Source organism: Psychrobacter sp. 4Bb (assembly GCF_002836735.1).
Lineage (GTDB): Bacteria > Pseudomonadota > Gammaproteobacteria > Pseudomonadales > Moraxellaceae > Psychrobacter.
In genome coordinates, this window is sequence record NZ_PJAS01000037.1 from 1 (window position 1) to 21,313 (window position 21,313).

A 21,313-nucleotide genomic window follows, 5' to 3' on the forward strand; every position below is an offset into this window, starting at 1 on the left:
TCATTTTTGAGACTTATAAGTCTAGTAAATATCTTCATCATAAGAATCTATAAGCGATTTTTATTAGCTAAATTTCAGCGGCTCCGTTTGATAGCAATGATGGACATTAATCTATAGTTACAAAGAATATCTCTATTCAAAAAAATACCAAGGATCTTGCTAGGTCTTCAACCGCTCATCGACTAGACATAATAAAAAACCACCATTTTCCTCGAAAAAATAAAGATAAAGGGTAATGATTTGATGACAAAAGGCATAAAAGTCCAAAAAATTTACTTTTAATTGGGCAAATATATATCAATATTATCAGTAAGGAATTATAATACCTTTCTTTAAACAAGGATATTTTTGACTAACTTCATTAGTTCATAAATAAAAAACCAATCACCAGTACAGAGAAAGCGATATGCGTACAGATTCATTTCAGCAGATATTGGAAGACTTAAACAGTTCATCAGCAGATGTTGAAGCATCTGCCCTAATCTCTAACGATGGTCTTATGATTGCTTCAGCTCTACCAACCGGCGTGGATGAAGATCGTGTGGGTGCTATGTCAGCAGCATTATTATCATTAGGTGATCGTGCAGGCCGCGAGTTGGCACGCGGTAGTATCGATCGTATTATGATTCAAGGCGAGAAAGGCTACGTCATCATGACCTCATCAGGCGATGAAGCCGTACTCACCATCATGGCAAAGCCCAATGCCAAGCTTGGCTTGATATTCCTAGATATTAAGCGTGCTTCAGAAGCATTGGCAAAGCTCATTTGATTAGCGACTGCTTATCGAACTTATTAGCTTTTTAATCACTATAAACATAGTCGGTTCAATATAATTTGGATACAATTTGAATATAAGAAAACCGAGTGAAAGTACTACAAGTAGTAGACTAAGCAAGGCTGACACCGTATCCAATTTATAGAGGATTGACTACATAACGACCAACGAAGGAGATGACCATGGGTTCTCCAATCCCTGATGCACACAAACCCGATATGCCTGCTGAGCAAATCACGATGACTTATCATGATGGCACGTCACGGACTGTCTATGATACTGGTATAGAGCGCCCCTACCCAGACGGTAAGCTGATTGTCTCGCGTACCAATCTCGCCGGTATCATCACTCACGTCAACGATGCCTTCGTCGAAATCAGTGGCTATCATGTAGATGAATTGATTGGCCAACAGCACTATATTTTGCGTCATCCTGATATGCCAAAAGCTGCCTATAAAGACTTATGGAGTACTGCCGAGTCTGGACAAAAATGGCATGGCTATGTCAAAAACTTATGCAAAGACGGCAGTCATTATTGGGTCTATGCCACTGTGGTGCCTAACGTGCGTCGCGGTGAAACCGTCGGCTACACCTCGGTACGACGCAAACCATCACGCAGCAAAATTGAAGCGGCGATGACTCAATATGCCCAAATGAAACAAGATGAGGAAGGCTAACTCATGACGACACACAATATGTTAATCGCCCCTGATTTTTCGCCTGATCGCTTTGCAGGCTGGCACATGTTCAACACCTTGATTCAAAAACGTGCCAACTTAAACATGCATCTCAATATCCCTGCCTCTCACGCTGAGCAAGAGCAGGTCATTAGTGCCGGTGACATTCAAATCATTTATGCCAACCCTTTTGATGCAGCCACTCTCATCCGCGAGCAAGGCTATCGAGCCATTGCCCGACCTATCGGTAAATCTGACGAGATGATCATTGCAGCCGCTGCCAATAGCACTATCAGCCGTTTGGAAGACATTCGAGCAGGGGCTACTGTCGCGATGGCTGACAACCGAGATGTCAAACTGATTGGCTTGCGCTTGCTAGAAGCCGTCGATATAGAAGCGTCTGATCTCAACTGGGATGTGACCGAGACCTATCAAGCGGCTGCCCGCAAAGTCATCAAAGGTGAAGCCCAAGTCGCGTTCTTTTTGGCAGAGATTTTTCATAGCTTTTCACGCTTGACCAAGACTCAGCTGTCAGTACTTATCGAAAGTGACTTGGCTGATATTAGTCATGTACTCCTTGTTAAAGAAGACTTTCCCGATTCGAAAATCTTCCTAGAGGCCATCCTCAATTTGCACAACGATGCAGATGGTAAAGAAGCCTTGGCTGAGCTTGGCATGCCTCAAGGATTTGAGCCAATGAGCGAAGAAGATGCCGAATTTATGATTGATTTGATGCAAACATTATTGGATTAGTCGCTCAATCATTGTATTGATATCAAGCGCTATTTCTCTGGATTACATCATCGCTTGTTATATGGAGTCATCACCACTGAAGCAAGCACCGTCGTAATAATAGCGATGACAGGAGGGTATTATTATGTCTGATTCAGACCTGATCAAAGAAAATGAAAGAGTCGCGCACCGAGTATTTCGGTTTTACTCTCGTAAAGTATTTCTGGCACCCAATAACCGTCATTTTCATGAGCAGCGTATCAATGCAGCGTTACTGTTGACGGAGAAAGAGCCGTTACAAGGTGCTGTAGCGGACTTTTTTTATGGGTGCTGGTTTGATATCCCATATGATGTAAACAACCTATTTACTCGTATCAAAGATCGTTTATATCCTCATGTCCAGCAAGGCTTTCGCGATTGCATTGATAAAAAAAGATACATCCAGCGCAATAGTATGTTGGCCACTCGTTGGAGTGTGCTGATATCACCTTCTCTCAATGAGCAAAAGCAACGGCTGCGTATCAGCAGCGACGATGCCCGAGAAATCGCTAAAGACATCACTACTGAGCTGATGCAAGCGCGTGAGGACGAAGACTGGGGTACGATCGAGCAAATCGAAAATGAGTTTTTTGCCCATTGTACTGCGCGCAATGATCGCCTTGCGTTTTCGCTGGTATGGTTCCGCTTGGGTAGAAGTGATTGGCAGTTCGATGCACGTTGGGACAACTGCCAACAACATCTCGATCAAACTATAGTCAAATCCATATAAATCCGCTACATCGTCATCCTCGCTAAGCATATTAATGTATAACTTACGCTCGGTTTCCTTGTATCGAAATTATTTGAATTCAAAGATATGAAAGCCTAATTCGTCACTCATTAATCACTTTTATCATAATGGTAGTTACTATGTCTTCTTACTTAAATGCTGATAAAACCTATCTTACCCTGACGCCAGCTGGTATTTTTGAGGCGTTTTCACAGAACGAACCAACTGATGAGCAGTTGGCATTACAGGATTTGCTGTCTTATGATCAGACACTGCTCGCTGCTGACTGGCTTCAGCGTTATTCTGAACAATGGCTACAAGGCTTTATCGAACAAGGTTGGATTGAAAAGCTGTCGCTATTTTTACCAGCGCCTAACTTACCATTGGACCAGTTTTTGCCTTATGTCGTGGCGAGCTTATCTGGTAAACGCCGAGCCGCGATTGGATCTGATGAAGGGTTTTGTTTGGCACGAGTTGGCTATAGTCAAGAAGAAGCGGACATGCTCAGTGTCGCCGCCGCTGATTTTTCAGGCTTTATGCTCCGCCAAAAGCAACGTGGGTGGGCAGTAGAGAGTCAGGCAATCTCGTTTTTTCAACAGGTCGACCTACTCATTCCTGAGACCAGCTTTGTGTTTTTATGGATAGACAATGCAGGCTACGTCCTCATCATCGATGGCGAACCTTTGACCAACAGTCGTGCTTTTGTCGAGCTAGTATGGGCACTCAAAACCTCTGGATTGAGATTTCTTAATTAAGGAGGTTGCTTAACTGATTTAACTCACTTAGTTGATTCCGCTGTATCGAATGATTTGATGCCTAATCTCAATCTTTTACGCGAGCATAAGCAGTGTGCTTAATTCTAGCTAAGCACACTACTTATGCTTATATGAAATTTTTCGTACCATTTTTATCTGTATCACTCTTTGATATCGGCTAACTCTATGCAGCAATAACAATACTCTCAGAATTAACAATAACTTGTCAGAATTTAGGTCATACTCTTCTCATACACTTAGGTATTTTCTTGCCACAACTTAAGTTGCCACAAATCTCTAATCATTCAAACATCTATACAGCTTCCAATATTTTAATTATCTTTTTCAACGTTGTACCCTACCGAAATCGGCAACCCCTGCCAAACCTTGCATTCTTGCTTATTTTTTAGGACAGTTTATGACTTCGCTGACCACTGTGCGCGTGCGTTATCAAACGATTGAAATTGGCAATACCGACATTCATATTTGCACCCTGCGTGACAATCAACAATTTAGCGACCCTGACGATGAAGCGTTAAATCTGGGCATTTGCTCTGCTTCTTGGCCGATGTTTGGGGTGATATGGCCGTCAAGCTTGGTGCTGGCCAATCATATGCTCGATTATGACATTACAGGCAAACGTATCTTAGAAGTGGGCTGTGGTATGGCGCTCTCTAGTCTGCTACTGAATCATAGACATGCGGACATTACAGCGACTGACTATCATCCAACGGTTGAGTATTTCCTTGATAGGAATACCACGCTGAATAATAATAAAGAGATTAATTTTGAGCGTTTAGACTGGGCAGAGGACAATAGCCATTTGGGTAAGTTTGATATGATTATCGGCAGTGACTTACTCTATGAAGACCAACACATTGACATATTAGCCGAGTTCATTGACCGCCATGCTATGCCGACTTGCGAGGTCATCGTGGTCGATCCTGGTCGCGGACGCAAAAACAAACTCACCAACAAGATGACTGAATTTGGCTTTAGTAGTAAGCACGTTAAACCTGAAAATACGACTTATCTAGACTTACCGTTTAAGGGACATATTTTGACGTTTTCGCGAGATAATAGTAGCCAAACAGAGTAAAAGCCAGCCGTCAATGCAATTAAGTGAGCACAGTATCCTGCCATTGCTGCCGAGTGATTTTGTACAGCACATGCTCAGCAAGTCGATGATTAGACTCAAGCATAGGGTGAAAAAAATCCTCCTGTGTATTGGTCATACCAAGGCGCTCCATAACCAATTGTGAGCGCTTATTGATAACGGCAGTAAAGGCAACGACTTCATCTAGTCCTAATGTATCGAATGCAAAATTCAATGAAGCCCTTGCCGCCTCTGTCGCATACCCTAATCCCCAATAATCATTATGCAGGCGCCAAGCAATCTCAACAGCAGGAGAAAACGGCATATCGGCATACGCGTGATTTAACCCAACCATACCGATAAAAGTATCTGTCTCTTTTAGACTAACCGCCCAAAAACCCCACCCATTATCATCAATCAGCGACTGGCATTTTTTGGCGATAGTATTACTCATGGAAGTAGTTAATAACTTAGGAAAGTATTCCATTACTTTAGGGTTAGCATTCATCTCAGCGAATGGCGCAAAGTCGCTCGCTTGCCACTGTCGTAGGTACAGTCGTTCGGTTTCTATCGTATTTATAATTTTACTCTCTCGCATTTCGTTGTTCAAAATGAATACTGTTCAAATAAATTAAATTAATCAGGTTAGCTATCAAGCCAACCCATTCTTCTAGCAAATGCTAGCTGCTCCGCTGTGTCAATATCGTAGCTAAGTTGGTCATTATCGACCTCACCTATTTGATCAGCGGGCAATCCTCTAATGAGATGACGAAGCCCTTTATCTCCTATCAACTCTGACTGCCACTGTCTAAGCAATTTATAGTTAATTGCTAAAGGTGGACCTATAATATCAGACACCGTTTTATCTCGATTTTGATGTTTCGCTAAATCTTGCCAACTGTGATAGCGACTGGCCACTACCGTCTGCTTGCCCGCTAGCAAAGCTGTTAGATGTGGCTTATCTAACAATACTTGATCGACTCCCATGATGAGCACTCGATCGATTGAAGTCGATTCAAAAGCAGCAATTTTTCCAATACCCAAACGTAAACTATGCGCCATACCAGTATCAGCTTGTGAGTTCACCACTATCTGAACCGTTGGATATTGATTAGCCAACTCTGTCATCGCACTAGCAATCAAACGATGATTATCAGGAATGACAATGACAATGGCTTGCGGATTGGTCGTTATTGCCAATCGAGTCATATAAGTAACTAATGGCTCGCCATTCTTAACGAGTAGCTGCTTAGGTTGACCGAGACGCTGACTGAGGCCACTTGCCAAGATAATAACCACATGATTTTGGCTCTGCTGTTCAGTACTTTCTGTATGTTCAGCACCTTCTGTAAATGCACGCTTACTCATATGCCACTCTGGATAGTATTGGCATCCATATCACTACTCACCGCTGGGATACTTGAAATATTGTTGTGTGAACCACTTACTGGAGCGTCTTGATTGTGCATGACCGCATTAATCTCTGCCATGATGCCAAGCGCAAGTGCCTCAGGGCCATCTCCGCCCAGCTTATAACCAATCGGATAATGTAATTTATGAATGCCCGCTTCTAACATAGCAGGATTGCTAAGGTTCACTCTAATCTCATTAATCAAGCGTTCGGTACGATAGCGCGGCCCTAATTGTCCTAAGTATTTATAATTATTTGAATGCTTTAGTAATGTCGCTAAGCGAGCGCGATCTTGACTCAAGCTGTGTGACATCAAAGCAACTGCTGCGTTGTTACTAAGCTCAAGCAAAGTCTCACTGTCACCTAAAGATAGCGACATCACAACATCCGCTTGAGGAAACCTCATACGCGTTGCATATTGCGCGCGACTGTCTATAACTGTCACATGCCAATCTTGTAGTTTAGCCATGGTCACCAGTGGCATCACGTCATTCCCTGCGCCGCAAATCAATAGACGTAATTGTGGTTGCAGGCGCTGCACAAGCCACTCTGTTGTTACCTTGCCGTTTTCCACCGTCACATATTCGGCATTTTTATCAGACAGCTTATATTCTGCTAACTCTTCTACGGTATTGGCAAGTATGCTTGAAAACGTTGTTTTCCCTTGTGCAGAAATACTTCCCAAGTTGCGATGTTCATCTAAATTAATCCGCATCCCGATTTGCAATTTATCACTGTTTTGCGTTATAGAATCTTGATGCTGATAGTCATTAACACGAATTAGAGTCGCTACAGTAATCGGCTGCTGAGTACGTCGAACATTACGGATTGTCTCTAGCAATGGCGTTGCTGTCGTTAGTCGCTCAAATAATACATGCACTCGCCCATTACAGCCCAGTCCGAAATTTAGCTCATCAAAGTCTGCTTCATCTAAACCGCTATTTGAATCGTCATCTAAACCGTTATCCGATCTATCATATATATCAGACTTAGTTCGCTTCACACCTGCTTGCGCTTGGCCATCGTCAGCATATTGAATGTCATCACCCGTCTGATAAACTTGCACATTGGCACCGTTACGAGTAAGCCAAAAGGCACGTTTGATAATATGCGGCTCCAAGCAACCACCACTAATCATCCCAACTGAGCGACCATCCTCACAGATGAGCATCATCGCGCCAGCACGGCGATATGCTGAGCCTTCAGTACGTACGACCGTTGCCAATACAGCATCAATACCTTGTTGCTTAGCTTTGATTACTAGCTTAAGAATGTCAGCGACCTGATTCATAACGCCTCTTATTTGGTAGTTATTTTCTTGAAAATGACGAAATATACTGCTGATTGAGTTATAAAAACCCGCTCATTAAGCGGGTTCCTGTCGTACATATGGCTCAAAAAATTACTCTGGCATCTCATAAAGCAATTTATCAAGCGTAATCGGAAAATCATAAACGCGTACGCCGACGGCATTATAGACAGCGTTAGCAATCGCGGCGGCAGCACCTGCAATAGCCGTCTCACCGATACCTTTGATGTGCATTGGATTGGTATAAGGATCATCTTCTTCTACCAATATGACATCTAACTGCGGTACGTCCGCATTAACTGGCACATGATACTCGGCAAGGTCATGGTTACAGAGACGACCGTCACGTTTGTCATGAATCACTTCTTCCATCAACGCTGAGCCAATACCGAACACCATACCGCCATAGCATTGCGACGTTGCAGTTTTGTGGTTCAGAATACGACCAGCGGCAAATGCACCTGTCATACGTTTGACGCGGATCTCACCAGTGACTTTATGAACCGCCACTTCAGCGAAGTTCGCACCAAAAGAGGCTTGGCGATGGCTCTTACCGTTCTTACCCGGTTTTATCTGGCCTTTGGCAGTGATTTTTTGCTCATCATAGTCAGCGACCACATCCGCAAGCGCATAAGACTCTGTATTATCAAAATCATACTCTTGTGATGCTGACTGTCCTGATAGCGAAAGCCCTGTGGTTTGCGATAGCTTATCAATAGTGCTGTCAGCAAATGATTGGCCGCTCTTTTTGGCAGCTTCCATTGCCGTTAAAGCATGCTCGCCTGTTTTCTTGATTTGACCATTGTCTAACTGAATGTTGTCAGGATACAGACCAACTTTTTCTGCTAGCATTTCACGCAGCTGCTCACAAGCAAGATAGACACCACTACCCGCACTCGCAGCACCCCAACTGCCACCTGAGCCTGATGCTGGTGGCAATGCACTGTCACCTAGTTTCATCTCAACATGGTCGATAGGCAGTCCTAACAGGTCTGCCGCTACCTGAGAAAACACCGTATAAGACCCTGTACCGATGTCTGTCATGTCTGTCTCGATAACTGCTTTGATACCAAGTGCTTTTGACTCATCTACCTGTAGGGTTGCACGTGCTTCAGATGGCTGTAGTTGGTTACCACGGGCAGCCGCCGCCATGCCTGTACCTATCCACCAGTCACCTTCTAATTGGCTGGCAGGCTTGGCGTTTCGCTCACTCCAACCAAAATGCTCAGCACCTTGTTCCATACAGGCAATCAATTGGCGCGTTGAGAAAGGAATATCTTGACTCGGATCTTGCTCTGGCTCATTACGACGGCGTAGTTCAACCGGATCAATCTCCAACTGTGTGGCAAGCTCATCCATGGCACATTCAAGCGCGATCATACCTACCGCTTCGCCAGGCGCACGCATAGAACCTGACAACACTTGGTTCATGTCTACCATCTCATAATTCACACGGCGGTTTTTGCCGCTATATAGATGGTGCGTAGATAGAGCAGTTGGCTCAAAGAAAGCCTCACCTGGCAAATTACTAGAGATCGTATCGTGAATCAATGTATCGATCACGCCGTCATTGTTCGCGCCGATTGCGATACGCTGACGCGTGTTTGAGCGTCTGACCGTTGCTTCCATCACTTGTGAACGCGTCATAGTGATTAGCACAGGACGACCCAGATCTTTTGCAGCAATCGCCGCTGCAATAGATTCAGGAGCAATACCGAGCTTACTACCGAACCCACCACCGACATAGTGTGCGATCAGTTGTACTTGATCTTTATTTAGGTCCAGAGCATCCATGACTTGCTGTTTGCAAGAAGCGAGCATCTGATTGGAAGTATACAAAACGAGCTTATCGCCTTCCCAATGAGCCAACGTTGTATGGGGCTCCATCGGAGAGTTGCTTTGACTTGGGGTATGATAAAAGCGATCAACGGTCACTGCCGCATCAGCTAAGCCTTGGTCTGGATCGCCTTGGACATTATTTTTATCAGAGCCTTTTTCTTCATCTACCGCATGTGCGTTAGAGAGCTCTTGAGTAAAGTTTAATGCCGCTTGGTCAGTCTCATCCTTATAAGTCACTTTCAGCGCTTTAGCGCCTTCTGTTGCGGCCTCAAAAGTTTCGGCGATTACAACAGCTATGGGCTGACCATGATAAAACACTTCACTCACACCTTGAGTTGGTGCTTTTGTTGCCCCGCCCTGTTGCGAATTACGTAAGAAGTGCTCAGGATCGGTCACGACTTTAATAATATTAGGAATGCCTTTTAGAGAGTCACTATCGATACTCTCAACTTGACCTTTAGCAATGGTCGCGCCTACCAATACACCATAGGCTTGATTGTCCAAGTGTATTTCGGCACTGTATTTCGCTTGACCGCTAACCTTTAGGGAACCATCAACACGGTTGATTGGCTTACCAACTAGCTTGCTTACCGTTGTACTAAATAGCGTTTCAACAGGCTCATCCATGGTCAGTTTTTTGGTTGGTTCTGACTGTGTGATTGATTCTAATAGTGCCATGATTATGCTCCCTCGCCCGCTAATGCGCGCTGAATAACTTGTTTTAGTAGGCGACGCGTCAACGGTATTTTAAAGTCGTTCTGACCATTACCTTTGGCATCATGCAATAATAGATCAGCGGCCTGCGTGATAACATCGCTATTGCCATCGGTATCCATTAATAGTGCCTCAACCTCTTCATTACGCCATGGCTTGGTACCGATGCCGCCGAACGCCAAACGTACTGTCTTTAGGTTGCCATTGTCGTCAGCATCGATGACTGCGGCACAAGATACCAGTGCAAAAGCGTAAGAAGCGCGATCACGCACTTTGTCATAGGTATGCATGCCCTTAATAGGGGCAGGTAGTACAACATGAGTAATCAGCTCGCCTGCTTCTAGCACATTTTCGATATGCGGCGTGTCTTTTGGCAAACAATAAAAATCTTTGACATCGATAGCGCGAGTCGAGCCATCTGCTTTAACTGTCTCTATCGTGGCATCCAGTAAGCGCATTGCCACTGCCATATCGGATGGGTGCTGAGCAATACATGAATCACTGGTACCTAAGACAGCTAGGGTACGGTTCTCCCCGTTGATAGCAGGACATCCTGTGCCCGGTTCACGTTTATTACAAGCGCTGTCTGTTTGATAAAAATAATAGCAACGAGTACGCTGCAAAAAATTGCCGCCCGTTGTCGCTCTGTTACGTAGCTGACCAGTCGCTCCTGCCAAGATAGCTCGGGACAATACTGGATAGTTTGCAATCACCTCAGGATGCGCGGCCAAATCGCTATTGGTCACAAGCGTACCAATACGTAAACCACCATCGGCAGTCGTTTCTACTTGCTCTAATTCTAAACGAGTGATATCGACCAGTTTGATTGGGGTTTCGATCTCTAGTTTCATGAGATCTAATAAGTTAGTACCACCTGCGATAAAAGACGCATCCTCAGTACTGGCAGATATTGCCGCTTGCTCTGGTGCATCAGCACGACTGTATTCAAAGCGTTTCATGAGCGGCCTCCTGTTGTAGCAGTTGCTGTCTTGTTATTCGCTGAGGTTTTGCCAAGTTGCGCCTCGCTCGGTGGCGGTGACCAGATACCTGTCACGCTTGAGTTTTGCACTGTATTGTCTGTTGTTTGAGTACTAGACTCTTGTATTTGACTCTCTGATACCTGACTTTCAAGCACTTGTGAAATGGCTTTGATAATGTTTGGATAAGCTGAGCAGCGGCAGATATTACCGCTCATGCGCTCAGCAATTTCTTGTACAAGGCGACCATCAGGATTTTTTAAGTCGGTGCTCACATGGCTTGGCCAATTTTGCTTTACCTCTTCTATCAATGCGGTGGCTGAGCAAATCTGACCTGGCGTGCAGTACCCGCATTGAAACGCGTCATTGTCTTTAAACGCTTGCTGCAATGCCGATAGTGACTCTGGCATTCCAATGCCTTCGATCGTTGTGATGTCATCACCATCATGCATAACGGCGAGTGTCAGACAAGAGTTAACCCGTCGTCCATTGATGAGCATGGTACATGCCCCACATTGACCATGGTCGCAGCCTTTTTTGGGTCCAGTAATTTGTAGATGCTGACGACATACGTCGAGCAGTGTCGTACGGGCGTCAAGATTCTCGAGCTGATAATCTTGCTTATTGATTGTTAAGGTCAAAGTAGACATGCTGGCTTCTCGCTGGCAGATGAATATAATGGAATGGTGAAATACGCTTCAAAATGACAGCGTCAATAAATTTATTATGACGTATGAAAACAGTTGTTTTGTTTTTACTTTGTAGGGATTCCAGTGTAGTTTCTAATCTGCGAAAGTATCGAAATGTTAGCGCTGCTAATAGATGGTATGTGGTCTATCATCAGTGTTTGACGTTATTTCAAAAGATATCCCTAAAAAAAAAGCCCCATAAACAGTCAGTTTACGAGGCTCTTAAATAGAATTTTTACGTGTAGTATTTAGTAGATCTGTCTATTAAAAATGTTCTTTGCTTAGATAATAACTGGCTATGCCTTCGTGATAATCGTTTCTTCATCAAAACGTGATTTTGGTAATTCAGCGTTAAAGTCATCTTTACTACGATAACCAAGTGATACGACTGCCACAGCGGTGTAGCCTTTACTACGTAAATCAAACTATTTATCAAGTGCTTTCAAATCCGCGCCTTCCATCGGCACTGCATCAATACCCAAGGTTGCAGCCCCTAGTAGTAGAGCGCCCATATTGAGATACAATTGCTCTATCAACCAATGTGGTTCGTCCTTTTGCTCATAACGACGAATGTCCAAAAACATTTTACGCGTCTGGTGCATTTGCTCTTTAAATTTTGGCTCTGCGAAACGACCATCTGCATCTTCTTTTTCTAAGATGCCATTCAAAAAATCATCATCAGCATAGACACGGCTACAGAATACAATGACGTGCGAGGCACCTTTTACTTTGGCATCGTTGAACTCGTACATGCCCTCCGTGCCTTTTGCGATTCGGGCTTTACCAGCTTCATCATCAGCAATGACAAAATGCCAAGGCTGAATATTGGTACTCGAAGGACTGAGGCGCAAAATATCCTTTAGACTTTGGAAATCTTCTGTTGAGATTTTCTTATCGGTATCAAACTCTTTTGTGCTATAGCGCCAGTTCATTGCTTCAGTGATATTTTTCATCTGTGACTCCATTATTGATATTAATTTTTTATTCTTTATTAGAATTTTTATTCTTTATTAGAATCTTTCTTCTTCAATTATCATTTCAACGAAGCCACTTTAATTAAAAAGCTATTTTGTGACCATGCCTGCTTGGTTAAGTATTCGTAGGTTTTGTTATGACTGAGTCAGAGTATTGCAAAAACGCCTACTTTCTTATTAGTAATGGTTACAATTACGCTACCGAATTGGCGACGCCGACTGCGCAGACTACATTGTAATCACTTAGTCATTCTCTTAGTATGAACTGACTTGATACATGGTAACTAGTTATAGTTGTCTGATAACTAGGTATATCTGCTTGATTCCAACTGATATGCCACTATCTATATATCCCAAACAAAACATACATAATAATACCCGTGAGGAAATATGAGCACATCAGAAAAACCACTCCGAATAGATATCGTCTCAGACGTCGTCTGCCCTTGGTGCGTTATCGGCTATCGTCAATTGGCAGCAGCACTTGAGCAAACCAATACCGCTCACACTATCCACTGGCATCCGTTTGAGTTAAACCCAAATATGCCAAGTGAAGGTCAAAACCTACGTGAACACATCATCGAGAAGTACGGCTCTACTAAACAAGAATCAGATGCTAGCCGAGTCAGAATGACTGAAGCTGGACAGGAAGTTGGCTTTGAATTTAATTTCAATGATGATACACGCATGCACAACACCTTTAACTTGCATCAGCTGATACATTTCGCTGATCAACAAGGCCGCATGCATGAATTAAAGCAAGCCTTGTTTGCCGCGCATTTCACCAATAACAGAGATATCTCCGATATCAACGTGCTTGCCGATATTGCAGCAGAGACTGGGCTTGATCGTAGTGAATCATTGGCAGTGTTAGAAGGTCAATTCTTTGCGAAAAAAGTACGAGCAGAAGAGCAGCATTGGCAACAGCAAGGCATCCAAAGTGTACCAGCGATTATCTTTAATGAGCGTCATCTGGTCAGCGGCGCTCAAGGGGTCGAGAACTATGTCAGTATCTTAGAGCAATTGGCCAACATGAACATGACTGAGTAAACCACCTGACGTTATAAAAATGTCATTCTATAAAAGGATACTTTATGTCTTCTGAACGCTTTCCCTCGATTATTGTATTCGACGTCAACGAAACACTGCTCGATATCGATACGCTAACGCCTTTATTCACGCGCGTCTTTGGTAAGCAAAGAGTGCTAAGAGAATGGTTCGCTCAGCTAGTACTGTACTCGCAGACCATGACGTTGTCCGGCCTCTATACGCCTTTTGGCGAGCTTGGGGTTGGTGCATTGCAAATGGTTGCTAACATCAGACAAGTGACTTTGACAGACGACGATATCAATGAGTTCAAAGAAAGAATGAGCGCGTTGCCTGCCCATCCTGATGCAGCGCCAGCACTGACTCGTTTGCGCGATGCAGGGTTTCGACTGGTCACACTGACCAATTCAGCAAGCAGTGCGTCCCCAACGCCATTAGAAAAAGCAGGTCTCAGTCAGTACTTTGAGCAGCACTTTAGTATTGAGACTGTTGGCAAGTTCAAGCCAGCACCTGATACTTATCAATTGGTGGCTGTTACACTAGCTGTTGATACGTCAGACTTATGTCTTGTTGCCTGTCACCTCTGGGATACTATAGGTGCACAAGCGGCAGGTTGTCGCAGTGCGTTTTTGACCCGTCCCTATAATGCGATGCTAAACGCGCCAAATGTACCAGTTCCAGATTTGACCGCATCAGATTTATCGACACTAGCGGATCAAATTATTAGCAAAAAGAGTGCTTGATACATTTAACCTTTAAGCTATGTGTACAAATAACATTAAAAAAGGCTGCCTCAATATTGAAGCAGCCTTTTTATTTTTGACAAAGCATTTCTAAGACAATAATGTCGTTACTGGGTTTGTTGATTACTCTGAGAAGTGTACAACCGTACGGATACTTTCGCCTTTGTGCATCAAGTCAAACGCTTCGTTGACGTCTTCTATCGGCATCGTATGAGTGATGAAGTCTTGCAAAGGAATCTCGCCTGCCAGATAACGCTCGACATAACCTGGTAGTTCTGTACGACCTTTCACACCGCCAAATGCTGAGCCCTTCCAGACTCGACCAGTCACTAACTGGAATGGACGGGTTGAGATTTCTTGTCCAGCACCAGCCACACCGATAATCACCGACTCGCCCCAACCTTTGTGGCAGCACTCTAGCGCTGAACGCATAACATCGACGTTACCGATACATTCAAACGAATAATCAACACCGCCATCGGTTAGATCAACGATGACTTCTTGAATCGGTTTGTCGTAGTCTTTTGGATTGATGCAATCGGTTGCGCCTAGTTTTTTAGCTAACTCAAACTTGCTCTCGTTAATATCAATCACAATGATACGGCTGGCTTTTGCCATAGCAGCACCGATGACTGCGGATAGTCCAATGCCGCCTAGACCAAAGATAGCAACGGTAGCGCCCTCTTCAACTTTTGCAGTATTCATGACCGCGCCCATGCCGGTAGTTACGCCGCAACCAAGCAAGCAAACTTCTTCTAATGGCGCCTCTTTATTGACTTTAGCCAAAGAAATCTCTGGTAAAACCGTGTACTCAGAAAAAGTCGAGCAACCCATATAATGATAGATAGGCTCGCCGTCTTTATAAAAACGTGTGGTACCATCTGGCATTAAGCCTTTGCCTTGAGTCTCGCGTACTGCCGAGCATAGATTGGTTTTGCCTGAGCGGCACATTTTACAGACGCCGCATTCTGCCGTGTATAACGGAATGACATGGTCACCGACCTGAACGCTGGTCACGCCTTCGCCAACTTGCTCAACGATACCGCCACCTTCATGACCCAAGATCGCAGGGAACACACCTTCTGGGTCTTCACCAGATAAGGTAAAAGCGTCTGTGTGACACACACCACTGGCAACGATTTTGACCAATACTTCACCTTTGCGTGGCAGCATGACGTCCACTTCTTCGATAGATAATGGCTGCTTTGGACCCCAAGCGATGGCGGCTTTTGATTTAATAAATTTATCTGACATAAAAATCTCTCTTTTTAATTGATTGTTATTTATGGGTGATGACATGACAGTTGCGTTATAAGTACAGGCAGTTTTAATAACTTGCTAACACATTTTATGGATTTTAGCGGTCACTATATCCACAGTTAAAACAAATAAAGATAGACTGAGCTTATCTTGCCTGCCCCACATAGGCAAGCATCGATGACAGTAAAACACCATCTGTTTACATTGATACTAACCATTATATTTATTTCTGAGCGGATAACAATATGCTATATTTGCAAATATCTTTTACATATTGGTAATAATCATGCGCTGGGAAGGAATTAGTGAGTTTGTCTATGTCGCAGAATATGAGAGCTTTACACGTGGTGCAAAAGAGCTAGGTATCTCGACGGCACAAGTCAGCCGTCAGATCAGCGCGTTAGAGAAACGTTTAAATATAAAGCTACTATATCGAACCACACGCAAGGTCTCACTGACCGAAGAAGGACGTGTATTTTATCAGCACTGCCGCAGTGTGCTCGACGGTTTGGATGCCGCTGAGCAAGCCGTAAGCAACTTACAATCAAAGCCCCAAGGCAGGATAAAACTAACAGCGCCCGTTACTTATGGTGAGCAGCAGTTATTACCACTCATCAATGATTTTATGATGCAGTATCACGATATCGAAGTGACTGCCTTTTTGAGTAATCAGAAAATTGATTTGATTGAAGGGGGTTATGATTTGGCCATTCGTATTGGCAAATTGCATGACTCGACGATGATGGCAAAGAAACTTAGCCTGCGTACTAATTTTGTCTGCGCTGCGCCCTCTTATCTGAGAAAACATGGCATACCACACCATCTAAGTGATTTAAGTCAACATAATTGCCTATTGGGTACTCGTGATTACTGGCACTTTATAGATACTGCTAAAGTAAAAGAGAACAGTCATACTCATGGTAAGACGGACAACCAACGAGCAAGTGTAGAAAGGAACCTGCGTGTCTCTGGTACGGTGCAATATAACAGCGGCTATAGTCTGGTCGATGCTGCACTAAAAGGGCTGGGTATCGTACAGCTGCCTGATTATTATGTACAAAAGTATTTAGCGTCCGGCGAGTTGGTCAGTTTACTTGATGACTATAGAGAGCCCGAAGAAAGCATTTGGGCCATTTATCCACATAACCGTCATTTATCACCAAAAATTAGGCTGCTCGTAGATTATTTGGCAGAACATTTGGTTTAACGTTCTGTTAAGACGTATTGCAATCACAAACCTGATTACGCACAATGAATATTCGATGTTGCTCATTATAGTTAGGACTGACCATACTACAGACAAACTGGTCTCAGTGATCGAAAGCAAGGGTATGAAAGTATTTGCACGAGTCGATCATCAAAAAAATGCACAGAGTGCCGACTTATCATTGAGACCAACGCAAGTCGTTATGTTTGGTAACCCTAAAGCAGGTACGCCATTAATGAACTGTGAGCAAACTGTTGCCATTGATTTGCCGCAAAAAATCTTAATTAGCGAAGATGCCGATAAAAAAGTATGGCTGTCATACAACAACCCTGACTACCTCAAGACACGCCACAATATCAAAGGTTGCGATACCGAGATTGCTAATATCTCAAAAGCACTTAACGCTATCAGTACTGCAGCCACAGCAAAATAATGTGCTCAGTATATTTGAATAAATATACATTCGAGTAGATAAGTGAACAGACAATTGAAACATTACTTATTTACTTGAAAATCTCTCATATCAAGAATGACTAGATTGTTCTATCTGGTCATTCAACTCTACTTTTAATTTCTTTGCACACTCAATAATCTTTTTTCTATCGGCAGGAATAGCACCTTGCGCTATAGCGATTTCACGCATTTGAACCGTGATATCATAGTGAGGATAGCTAGCGTTACGATGAAATAGACGCGCATCCACATCAATAAACGCCGCAAAATCATGTAGCTCTTGCAAGCTATCCGCCAACATATGGCACCACTTATGGCCTTTGAATTTTATCTGCACAAAATCTACATATATCGCCATATAACCGCCTCTCTACTTATTCACTAATTTGCTTATCTGTTTTTTAATTAGCTCAAAATGCTTTAGCAACTTAATAGCACTGTCATCAAAAACCTCTATAACAATGCGCGTACATCTTTTTTAAGTTGTTTGAGTCGTTCTTGATACTCGCTATGACTGCTATCAAATGTACTCAGTCGTCCGTAGCGTAACTGACGGTAGTTTTGTCTAATTTCAATAAGCTTTGTCTGAATAACGATTGGGTCGCTACTATCTGTTAGCTGACTCGTAGCAGATTGGGCATTGTCACCCTGACGGCTATCAATAGCCGATGCCAAACGTTCCAACCAAGCTAGCTGCCCTTCATTATCATTGCGAGCTAATAACTTATCATGTTTGGCAACACGTTTTGAGAGCTGAGCAAGAGGTAGGTCTGCTGGATGCCAACGCTTGCGGCGGCGATACCAAATGACAAATACTAAGATAGCCATAACGGAAACCGCACTGGTGGCTAACCAAACGACTTGCTGCATGATTGAGCTAATATTGAACCATTTGAGTAATGAGTCTGCCTGTTTGTCTTGGTCATAGCCGACTACGTCTTTTTGCCAGTAGTAGCTCGCTTGGTCTGATAGGCGGCGTAGCGTTTGTAGCATCTGATACTGCTGATAGCTGATTTGTGCACTGGCACCATTGCCAAACATGGCTGCCCCTTGCTGCTCGGTCATCGTATTCATACCTTGCTCTACTCGCTCAGGTGCCACAAAGGCTGTCGGATCCACACGTACCCAGCCTTGGCCCTCAAGCCAAACCTCAGTCCATGCGTGCGCATCCATTTGCCGCACTTCCCATACGTTACCATTGCGACTCGGCTCACCACCTTGATAGCCCGCTACTACTCGTGCAGGAATACCAGCGGCGCGTAGCATAAAGGTAAAGCTTGACGAATAATGCTCACAGAACCCTGCTTTGGTTTCAAATAAAAACTCGTCAATACGATTGGTATTGAGCCGTGGTGGCGACAACGTATAGCGAAACTCTGTTCGATTAATCCATTGCTCGATAGCCGCTATGTAGCGCACAGGGTCTGAACCTGACTGTGCAAACAGCTGCTTGGCCAGCGCGCGTGATCGGGGATTACCCTCATTTGGCAAGGCCAAATTCTCGCGCCGAGAGGCCTCTGTCAAAACAGGATCGATATTCATTGGCGAAAACTGCGCCACCTCATAGCTTAGCTGCTGGGTGACAGGCTGATTGTTTAATAACGTAAAATCTGACGTGGTCGTGATATCGTGCTGCTGCGAAAAAGGATAATCGAGTCCAAACAGCCAGTTTTGCTGCGTTGGCTCTAGGATCATTCGATAGTTATTGGGTGCAGATTGAACCTCTTCAGGAACGGTAGCAAAGGCGTTTTGAACCCAAGCAGGTAGTGGTGACCCGGCTACCCATTGGCTTTTTTTGGGACTTGGACGCCATGTGACGCCATCAAAATCACTAAATACCAAGCCGCGCCAATATAGGTCTTGCTGCGGCGGCTGACCCTCTGCAAACTCCACCCGAAAAGCAAGCTCAGTGGACTGACCCAAGTTGGCAAAATCACCAGGAGACATGCTATCAGAGACACCTGTAGTTGCTTGCTGACCTGAGAGCTGTACAGACCACAGTGGGGGCAGTCTCGGAAAAAACAAAAATAGCACCACCAATAATGGCAATGCACCAACTCCTAACACGCCCAATGTACGCAAGCGTCCATCACCGTTAGCACTACTATCATCATTAAGCGCAATAAATGCTAGCAAGACAATGACTGCGCCAACGATCACTTCTAAAGTAGTCAGTAAACCTTGGTCCATCAAAAATAATGCCGCAAGCACGAACAATGATAAATTCAACACCACATAGGCATCGCGGCGCTTATATAGCTCCCATAGCTTACTAACTAGGCATAGCACCAAAAATGCCACACCCATATCGAGCCCAAATGCTGTATTGTAGGTTAGCCATAGACCTAATAGTCCCAGCAGAAAGCCTAGCATTTGCATGCTTTGATAAATACGCTTTAGGTGCGATAGTTTTTTGAATTTAGCTTTGATATGAGGCAATTGAGCGGCGATACTGACGGCGGCAAATCCTATCAGCCATAATGGTAAATGTGCGGCATGCGGTAACACAACGACGACTTGAGCAATTAATACCCAATAATAAGCTGGCAGTGCAAATAACTTACGATACCATTTAGTGCCATTTCGCTCAGGTCGAATTGAGACTTTTTGACCCAAAGCCAACTGCTCAAAGCTGGCCGTTTTTGTAGCATCGACCGCAGAATATTCTGTGGACAGTGTATCAACATCAGCAGAAGATAAGCGTTTAGAATTGGTCATGGTGCTTTCGCAAGCCTTAGCAAGCATGCTTGCGCAAAGGATTCTCCGTTACCCATCTCCGTAGTAGCAGGAGTATCACTAGGTAAACGCATTTGAAACGGCACGCCTAGCTGACCCAGCGTCAATGCCCCATAAGCCAATTGTGCAAGTTTTTGCTCGTGATGTGCAGCTGGCATATCTGCATAATCAAGCGTTTGCTCATGACCGACTGGATCAGCGAAGTGCTTGGTCAGCATACCTTGCCCCCGCGCTACATGCCCCCAAGAGACTCGGGCCAATGACTCACCCTCGACATAGTTATCTAATCGCTCAAAGTCGTCCTGACCCTGTCTATACTGCCCACCTGTTGGTAAATCCTCTAAGCTTGCAATTGCATATTTTGCTTGCCAGTCAAAAACTTCAGGTTTTGGATATACCCAAGCTGTACGCGCAAAGTAGACATAAGACCATGCACGCATAATACCTAATGGATAAACTGTTTTTATTTTTAACCGCGGTAGTTCAAGTTGACCACGGTTGTAGGTCTGGACAGGCAGTCGAATGACTTGCTCGCCTTGTAATCGCGTGATGAGCACTGAACTTTGCGCGTTTGTGACATTTTTGGTTTTCTTATTGGCTATCTGCTCAAATTCAAATAGCAACTGGCGCCTTGGTTGGCGACTATCACTATTCAACTGTAGTGTAACCCAAACAGGCAAGCTAGCTTCTGTCATAGTGACTTCTAGTAAACGCACTTGCAGACCAGATATATGAGCAAAAGTAACATGAAAACTAATTAGCCAAATACTGACCAGATAAAAGCACAAACCAAGCACCAAATTGTTGCCATAGTTGATACCTGCGATAAAGGTAATTACTAATAATACGGCGAATAGCATTCCTTCACGACTAAAGAAAATATAGACATTGCGCAAATTAAGCGTAGCACTGTCACTCTTAGGTGCGCGCGCGGCAAACCAGCGGCTCAGAGCTGATTTTATTGGTGCGGTTAAGGCCTTTGGTAACAAGCTCATGACTACCCTATTATTACCATCTAAATAACAATGCTGTCAGTATTTGTATTTATATCTGACTGACAAACAAACTCACGAATAGAACGATATAGTTGATTCAGGACAATTCGAATACCAGAAAAGCGGGTGAAAATACCGTAAATAATGAACTGAGT

The 21,313-nt window shown here is 44.0% G+C and carries 21 protein-coding genes; 10 read left to right on the forward strand and 11 right to left on the reverse strand.

What is annotated here, in order from left to right; all coding sequences use genetic code 11:
* The first annotated feature begins 406 nt into the window (after positions 1–406).
* The 6 genes from CXF60_RS00960 to CXF60_RS00985 all read left to right on the forward strand — a co-directional run bounded on the left by CXF60_RS00960 (position 407) and on the right by CXF60_RS00985 (position 4,807).
* A complete protein-coding gene (locus CXF60_RS00960) occupies positions 407–769 on the forward strand; it encodes a roadblock/LC7 domain-containing protein (protein WP_010201036.1) in 363 nt (120 codons plus the stop codon).
* Positions 770–957: 188 nt separating this feature from the next.
* The gene (locus CXF60_RS00965; RefSeq protein ID WP_102090406.1) at positions 958–1,452 is read left to right on the forward strand and encodes a PAS domain-containing protein; all 495 of its coding nucleotides are present in this window, start codon (positions 958–960) and stop codon (positions 1,450–1,452) included.
* Positions 1,453–1,455: 3 nt separating this feature from the next.
* Complete coding sequence (locus CXF60_RS00970) at positions 1,456–2,205, forward strand: PhnD/SsuA/transferrin family substrate-binding protein (protein WP_102090407.1); 750 nt, start codon at positions 1,456–1,458, stop codon at positions 2,203–2,205.
* A 124-nt stretch (positions 2,206–2,329) separates the two neighbouring features.
* On the forward strand, positions 2,330–2,953 hold the full coding sequence (locus tag CXF60_RS00975) for a hypothetical protein (protein ID WP_102090408.1): 624 nt from the start codon (positions 2,330–2,332) through the stop codon (positions 2,951–2,953).
* Positions 2,954–3,093: 140 nt separating this feature from the next.
* Entirely contained in the window at positions 3,094–3,708 is a 615-nt protein-coding gene (locus CXF60_RS00980) for a hypothetical protein (RefSeq protein ID WP_102090409.1), read from the forward strand.
* A gap of 418 nt (positions 3,709–4,126) precedes the next feature.
* Positions 4,127–4,807: a class I SAM-dependent methyltransferase gene (locus CXF60_RS00985; protein ID WP_102090410.1), complete on the forward strand. Its 681-nt coding sequence runs from the start codon at positions 4,127–4,129 to the stop codon at positions 4,805–4,807.
* A 19-nt stretch (positions 4,808–4,826) separates the two neighbouring features.
* Here the strand turns inward: CXF60_RS00985 and CXF60_RS00990 are convergent, their stop codons facing one another.
* The 7 genes from CXF60_RS00990 to nfsB form a co-directional block, all read right to left on the reverse strand.
* Positions 4,827–5,402 (reverse strand): GNAT family N-acetyltransferase, encoded by a 576-nt coding sequence (locus tag CXF60_RS00990; RefSeq protein WP_102090411.1) that lies wholly within the window; start codon positions 5,400–5,402, stop codon positions 4,827–4,829.
* A gap of 47 nt (positions 5,403–5,449) precedes the next feature.
* Entirely contained in the window at positions 5,450–6,172 is a 723-nt protein-coding gene (locus CXF60_RS00995; RefSeq protein WP_102090412.1) for a nucleotidyltransferase family protein, read from the reverse strand.
* The gene (locus CXF60_RS01000; RefSeq protein WP_102090413.1) at positions 6,169–7,506 is read right to left on the reverse strand and encodes an XdhC family protein; all 1,338 of its coding nucleotides are present in this window, start codon (positions 7,504–7,506) and stop codon (positions 6,169–6,171) included. The genes CXF60_RS00995 and CXF60_RS01000 overlap by 4 nt, the downstream gene beginning before the upstream one ends.
* Positions 7,507–7,617: 111 nt before the next feature.
* Positions 7,618–10,041, reverse strand: coding sequence for a xanthine dehydrogenase family protein molybdopterin-binding subunit (locus tag CXF60_RS01005; RefSeq protein WP_102090414.1), 2,424 nt, complete (start codon positions 10,039–10,041; stop codon positions 7,618–7,620).
* A gap of 2 nt (positions 10,042–10,043) precedes the next feature.
* Complete coding sequence (locus tag CXF60_RS01010) at positions 10,044–11,036, reverse strand: FAD binding domain-containing protein (RefSeq protein ID WP_102090415.1); 993 nt, start codon at positions 11,034–11,036, stop codon at positions 10,044–10,046.
* Positions 11,033–11,704, reverse strand: a complete 672-nt coding sequence (locus tag CXF60_RS01015; RefSeq protein ID WP_102090416.1) for a 2Fe-2S iron-sulfur cluster-binding protein — start codon at positions 11,702–11,704, stop codon at positions 11,033–11,035. Before CXF60_RS01015 ends, CXF60_RS01010 begins: the two co-directional genes overlap by 4 nt.
* 464 nt (positions 11,705–12,168) lie before the next feature.
* Positions 12,169–12,696: an oxygen-insensitive NAD(P)H nitroreductase gene (gene nfsB, locus CXF60_RS01020; protein WP_228706995.1), complete on the reverse strand. Its 528-nt coding sequence runs from the start codon at positions 12,694–12,696 to the stop codon at positions 12,169–12,171.
* A gap of 411 nt (positions 12,697–13,107) precedes the next feature.
* Here nfsB and CXF60_RS01025 point away from each other — a divergent pair, with 411 nt between their 5' ends.
* Complete coding sequence (locus CXF60_RS01025; RefSeq protein WP_102090417.1) at positions 13,108–13,767, forward strand: DsbA family oxidoreductase; 660 nt, start codon at positions 13,108–13,110, stop codon at positions 13,765–13,767.
* Positions 13,768–13,811: 44 nt separating this feature from the next.
* Positions 13,812–14,507: a haloacid dehalogenase type II gene (locus tag CXF60_RS01030; RefSeq protein ID WP_102090418.1), complete on the forward strand. Its 696-nt coding sequence runs from the start codon at positions 13,812–13,814 to the stop codon at positions 14,505–14,507.
* Positions 14,508–14,630: 123 nt separating this feature from the next.
* Here the strand turns inward: CXF60_RS01030 and CXF60_RS01035 are convergent, their stop codons facing one another.
* A complete protein-coding gene (locus tag CXF60_RS01035) occupies positions 14,631–15,761 on the reverse strand; it encodes an S-(hydroxymethyl)glutathione dehydrogenase/class III alcohol dehydrogenase (RefSeq protein WP_102090419.1) in 1,131 nt (376 codons plus the stop codon).
* Positions 15,762–16,053: 292 nt separating this feature from the next.
* On the opposite strand from CXF60_RS01035, the gene CXF60_RS01040 reads away from it, so the two are divergent.
* Both CXF60_RS01040 and CXF60_RS01045 read left to right on the forward strand, forming a co-directional pair.
* Positions 16,054–16,974 (forward strand): LysR family transcriptional regulator, encoded by a 921-nt coding sequence (locus CXF60_RS01040; RefSeq protein WP_102090420.1) that lies wholly within the window; start codon positions 16,054–16,056, stop codon positions 16,972–16,974.
* A 55-nt stretch (positions 16,975–17,029) separates the two neighbouring features.
* Positions 17,030–17,407: a DUF302 domain-containing protein gene (locus CXF60_RS01045; protein ID WP_102090421.1), complete on the forward strand. Its 378-nt coding sequence runs from the start codon at positions 17,030–17,032 to the stop codon at positions 17,405–17,407.
* Between the two features lie 90 nt (positions 17,408–17,497).
* Here the strand turns inward: CXF60_RS01045 and CXF60_RS01050 are convergent, their stop codons facing one another.
* The 3 genes from CXF60_RS01050 to CXF60_RS01060 form a co-directional block, all read right to left on the reverse strand.
* Entirely contained in the window at positions 17,498–17,785 is a 288-nt protein-coding gene (locus tag CXF60_RS01050) for a DUF4031 domain-containing protein (protein ID WP_057761296.1), read from the reverse strand.
* Between the two features lie 95 nt (positions 17,786–17,880).
* Positions 17,881–20,145 carry a transglutaminase TgpA family protein gene (locus CXF60_RS01055; protein ID WP_102090422.1) on the reverse strand — a complete coding sequence of 755 codons (2,265 nt, stop codon included), beginning with the start codon at positions 20,143–20,145 and terminating at the stop codon, positions 17,881–17,883.
* Positions 20,142–21,158, reverse strand: a complete 1,017-nt coding sequence (locus CXF60_RS01060; RefSeq protein WP_102090423.1) for a DUF58 domain-containing protein — start codon at positions 21,156–21,158, stop codon at positions 20,142–20,144. The genes CXF60_RS01055 and CXF60_RS01060 overlap by 4 nt, the downstream gene beginning before the upstream one ends.
* Positions 21,159–21,313: the final 155 nt, after the last annotated feature.

Coding starts and splice junctions, on each gene's coding strand:
- CXF60_RS00960 (WP_010201036.1), top strand. CDS start 407: ATGCGTACAGATTCATTTCAGCAGATATTGGAAGACTTAAACAGTTCA.
- CXF60_RS00965 (WP_102090406.1), top strand. CDS start 958: ATGGGTTCTCCAATCCCTGATGCACACAAACCCGATATGCCTGCTGAG.
- CXF60_RS00970 (WP_102090407.1), top strand. CDS start 1,456: ATGACGACACACAATATGTTAATCGCCCCTGATTTTTCGCCTGATCGC.
- CXF60_RS00975 (WP_102090408.1), top strand. CDS start 2,330: ATGTCTGATTCAGACCTGATCAAAGAAAATGAAAGAGTCGCGCACCGA.
- CXF60_RS00980 (WP_102090409.1), top strand. CDS start 3,094: ATGTCTTCTTACTTAAATGCTGATAAAACCTATCTTACCCTGACGCCA.
- CXF60_RS00985 (WP_102090410.1), top strand. CDS start 4,127: ATGACTTCGCTGACCACTGTGCGCGTGCGTTATCAAACGATTGAAATT.
- CXF60_RS00990 (WP_102090411.1), bottom strand. CDS start 5,402: ATGCGAGAGAGTAAAATTATAAATACGATAGAAACCGAACGACTGTAC.
- CXF60_RS00995 (WP_102090412.1), bottom strand. CDS start 6,172: ATGAGTAAGCGTGCATTTACAGAAGGTGCTGAACATACAGAAAGTACT.
- CXF60_RS01000 (WP_102090413.1), bottom strand. CDS start 7,506: ATGAATCAGGTCGCTGACATTCTTAAGCTAGTAATCAAAGCTAAGCAA.
- CXF60_RS01005 (WP_102090414.1), bottom strand. CDS start 10,041: ATGGCACTATTAGAATCAATCACACAGTCAGAACCAACCAAAAAACTG.
- CXF60_RS01010 (WP_102090415.1), bottom strand. CDS start 11,036: ATGAAACGCTTTGAATACAGTCGTGCTGATGCACCAGAGCAAGCGGCA.
- CXF60_RS01015 (WP_102090416.1), bottom strand. CDS start 11,704: ATGTCTACTTTGACCTTAACAATCAATAAGCAAGATTATCAGCTCGAG.
- nfsB (WP_228706995.1), bottom strand. CDS start 12,696: ATGAAAAATATCACTGAAGCAATGAACTGGCGCTATAGCACAAAAGAG.
- CXF60_RS01025 (WP_102090417.1), top strand. CDS start 13,108: ATGAGCACATCAGAAAAACCACTCCGAATAGATATCGTCTCAGACGTC.
- CXF60_RS01030 (WP_102090418.1), top strand. CDS start 13,812: ATGTCTTCTGAACGCTTTCCCTCGATTATTGTATTCGACGTCAACGAA.
- CXF60_RS01035 (WP_102090419.1), bottom strand. CDS start 15,761: ATGTCAGATAAATTTATTAAATCAAAAGCCGCCATCGCTTGGGGTCCA.
- CXF60_RS01040 (WP_102090420.1), top strand. CDS start 16,054: ATGCGCTGGGAAGGAATTAGTGAGTTTGTCTATGTCGCAGAATATGAG.
- CXF60_RS01045 (WP_102090421.1), top strand. CDS start 17,030: ATGTTGCTCATTATAGTTAGGACTGACCATACTACAGACAAACTGGTC.
- CXF60_RS01050 (WP_057761296.1), bottom strand. CDS start 17,785: ATGGCGATATATGTAGATTTTGTGCAGATAAAATTCAAAGGCCATAAG.
- CXF60_RS01055 (WP_102090422.1), bottom strand. CDS start 20,145: ATGACCAATTCTAAACGCTTATCTTCTGCTGATGTTGATACACTGTCC.
- CXF60_RS01060 (WP_102090423.1), bottom strand. CDS start 21,158: ATGAGCTTGTTACCAAAGGCCTTAACCGCACCAATAAAATCAGCTCTG.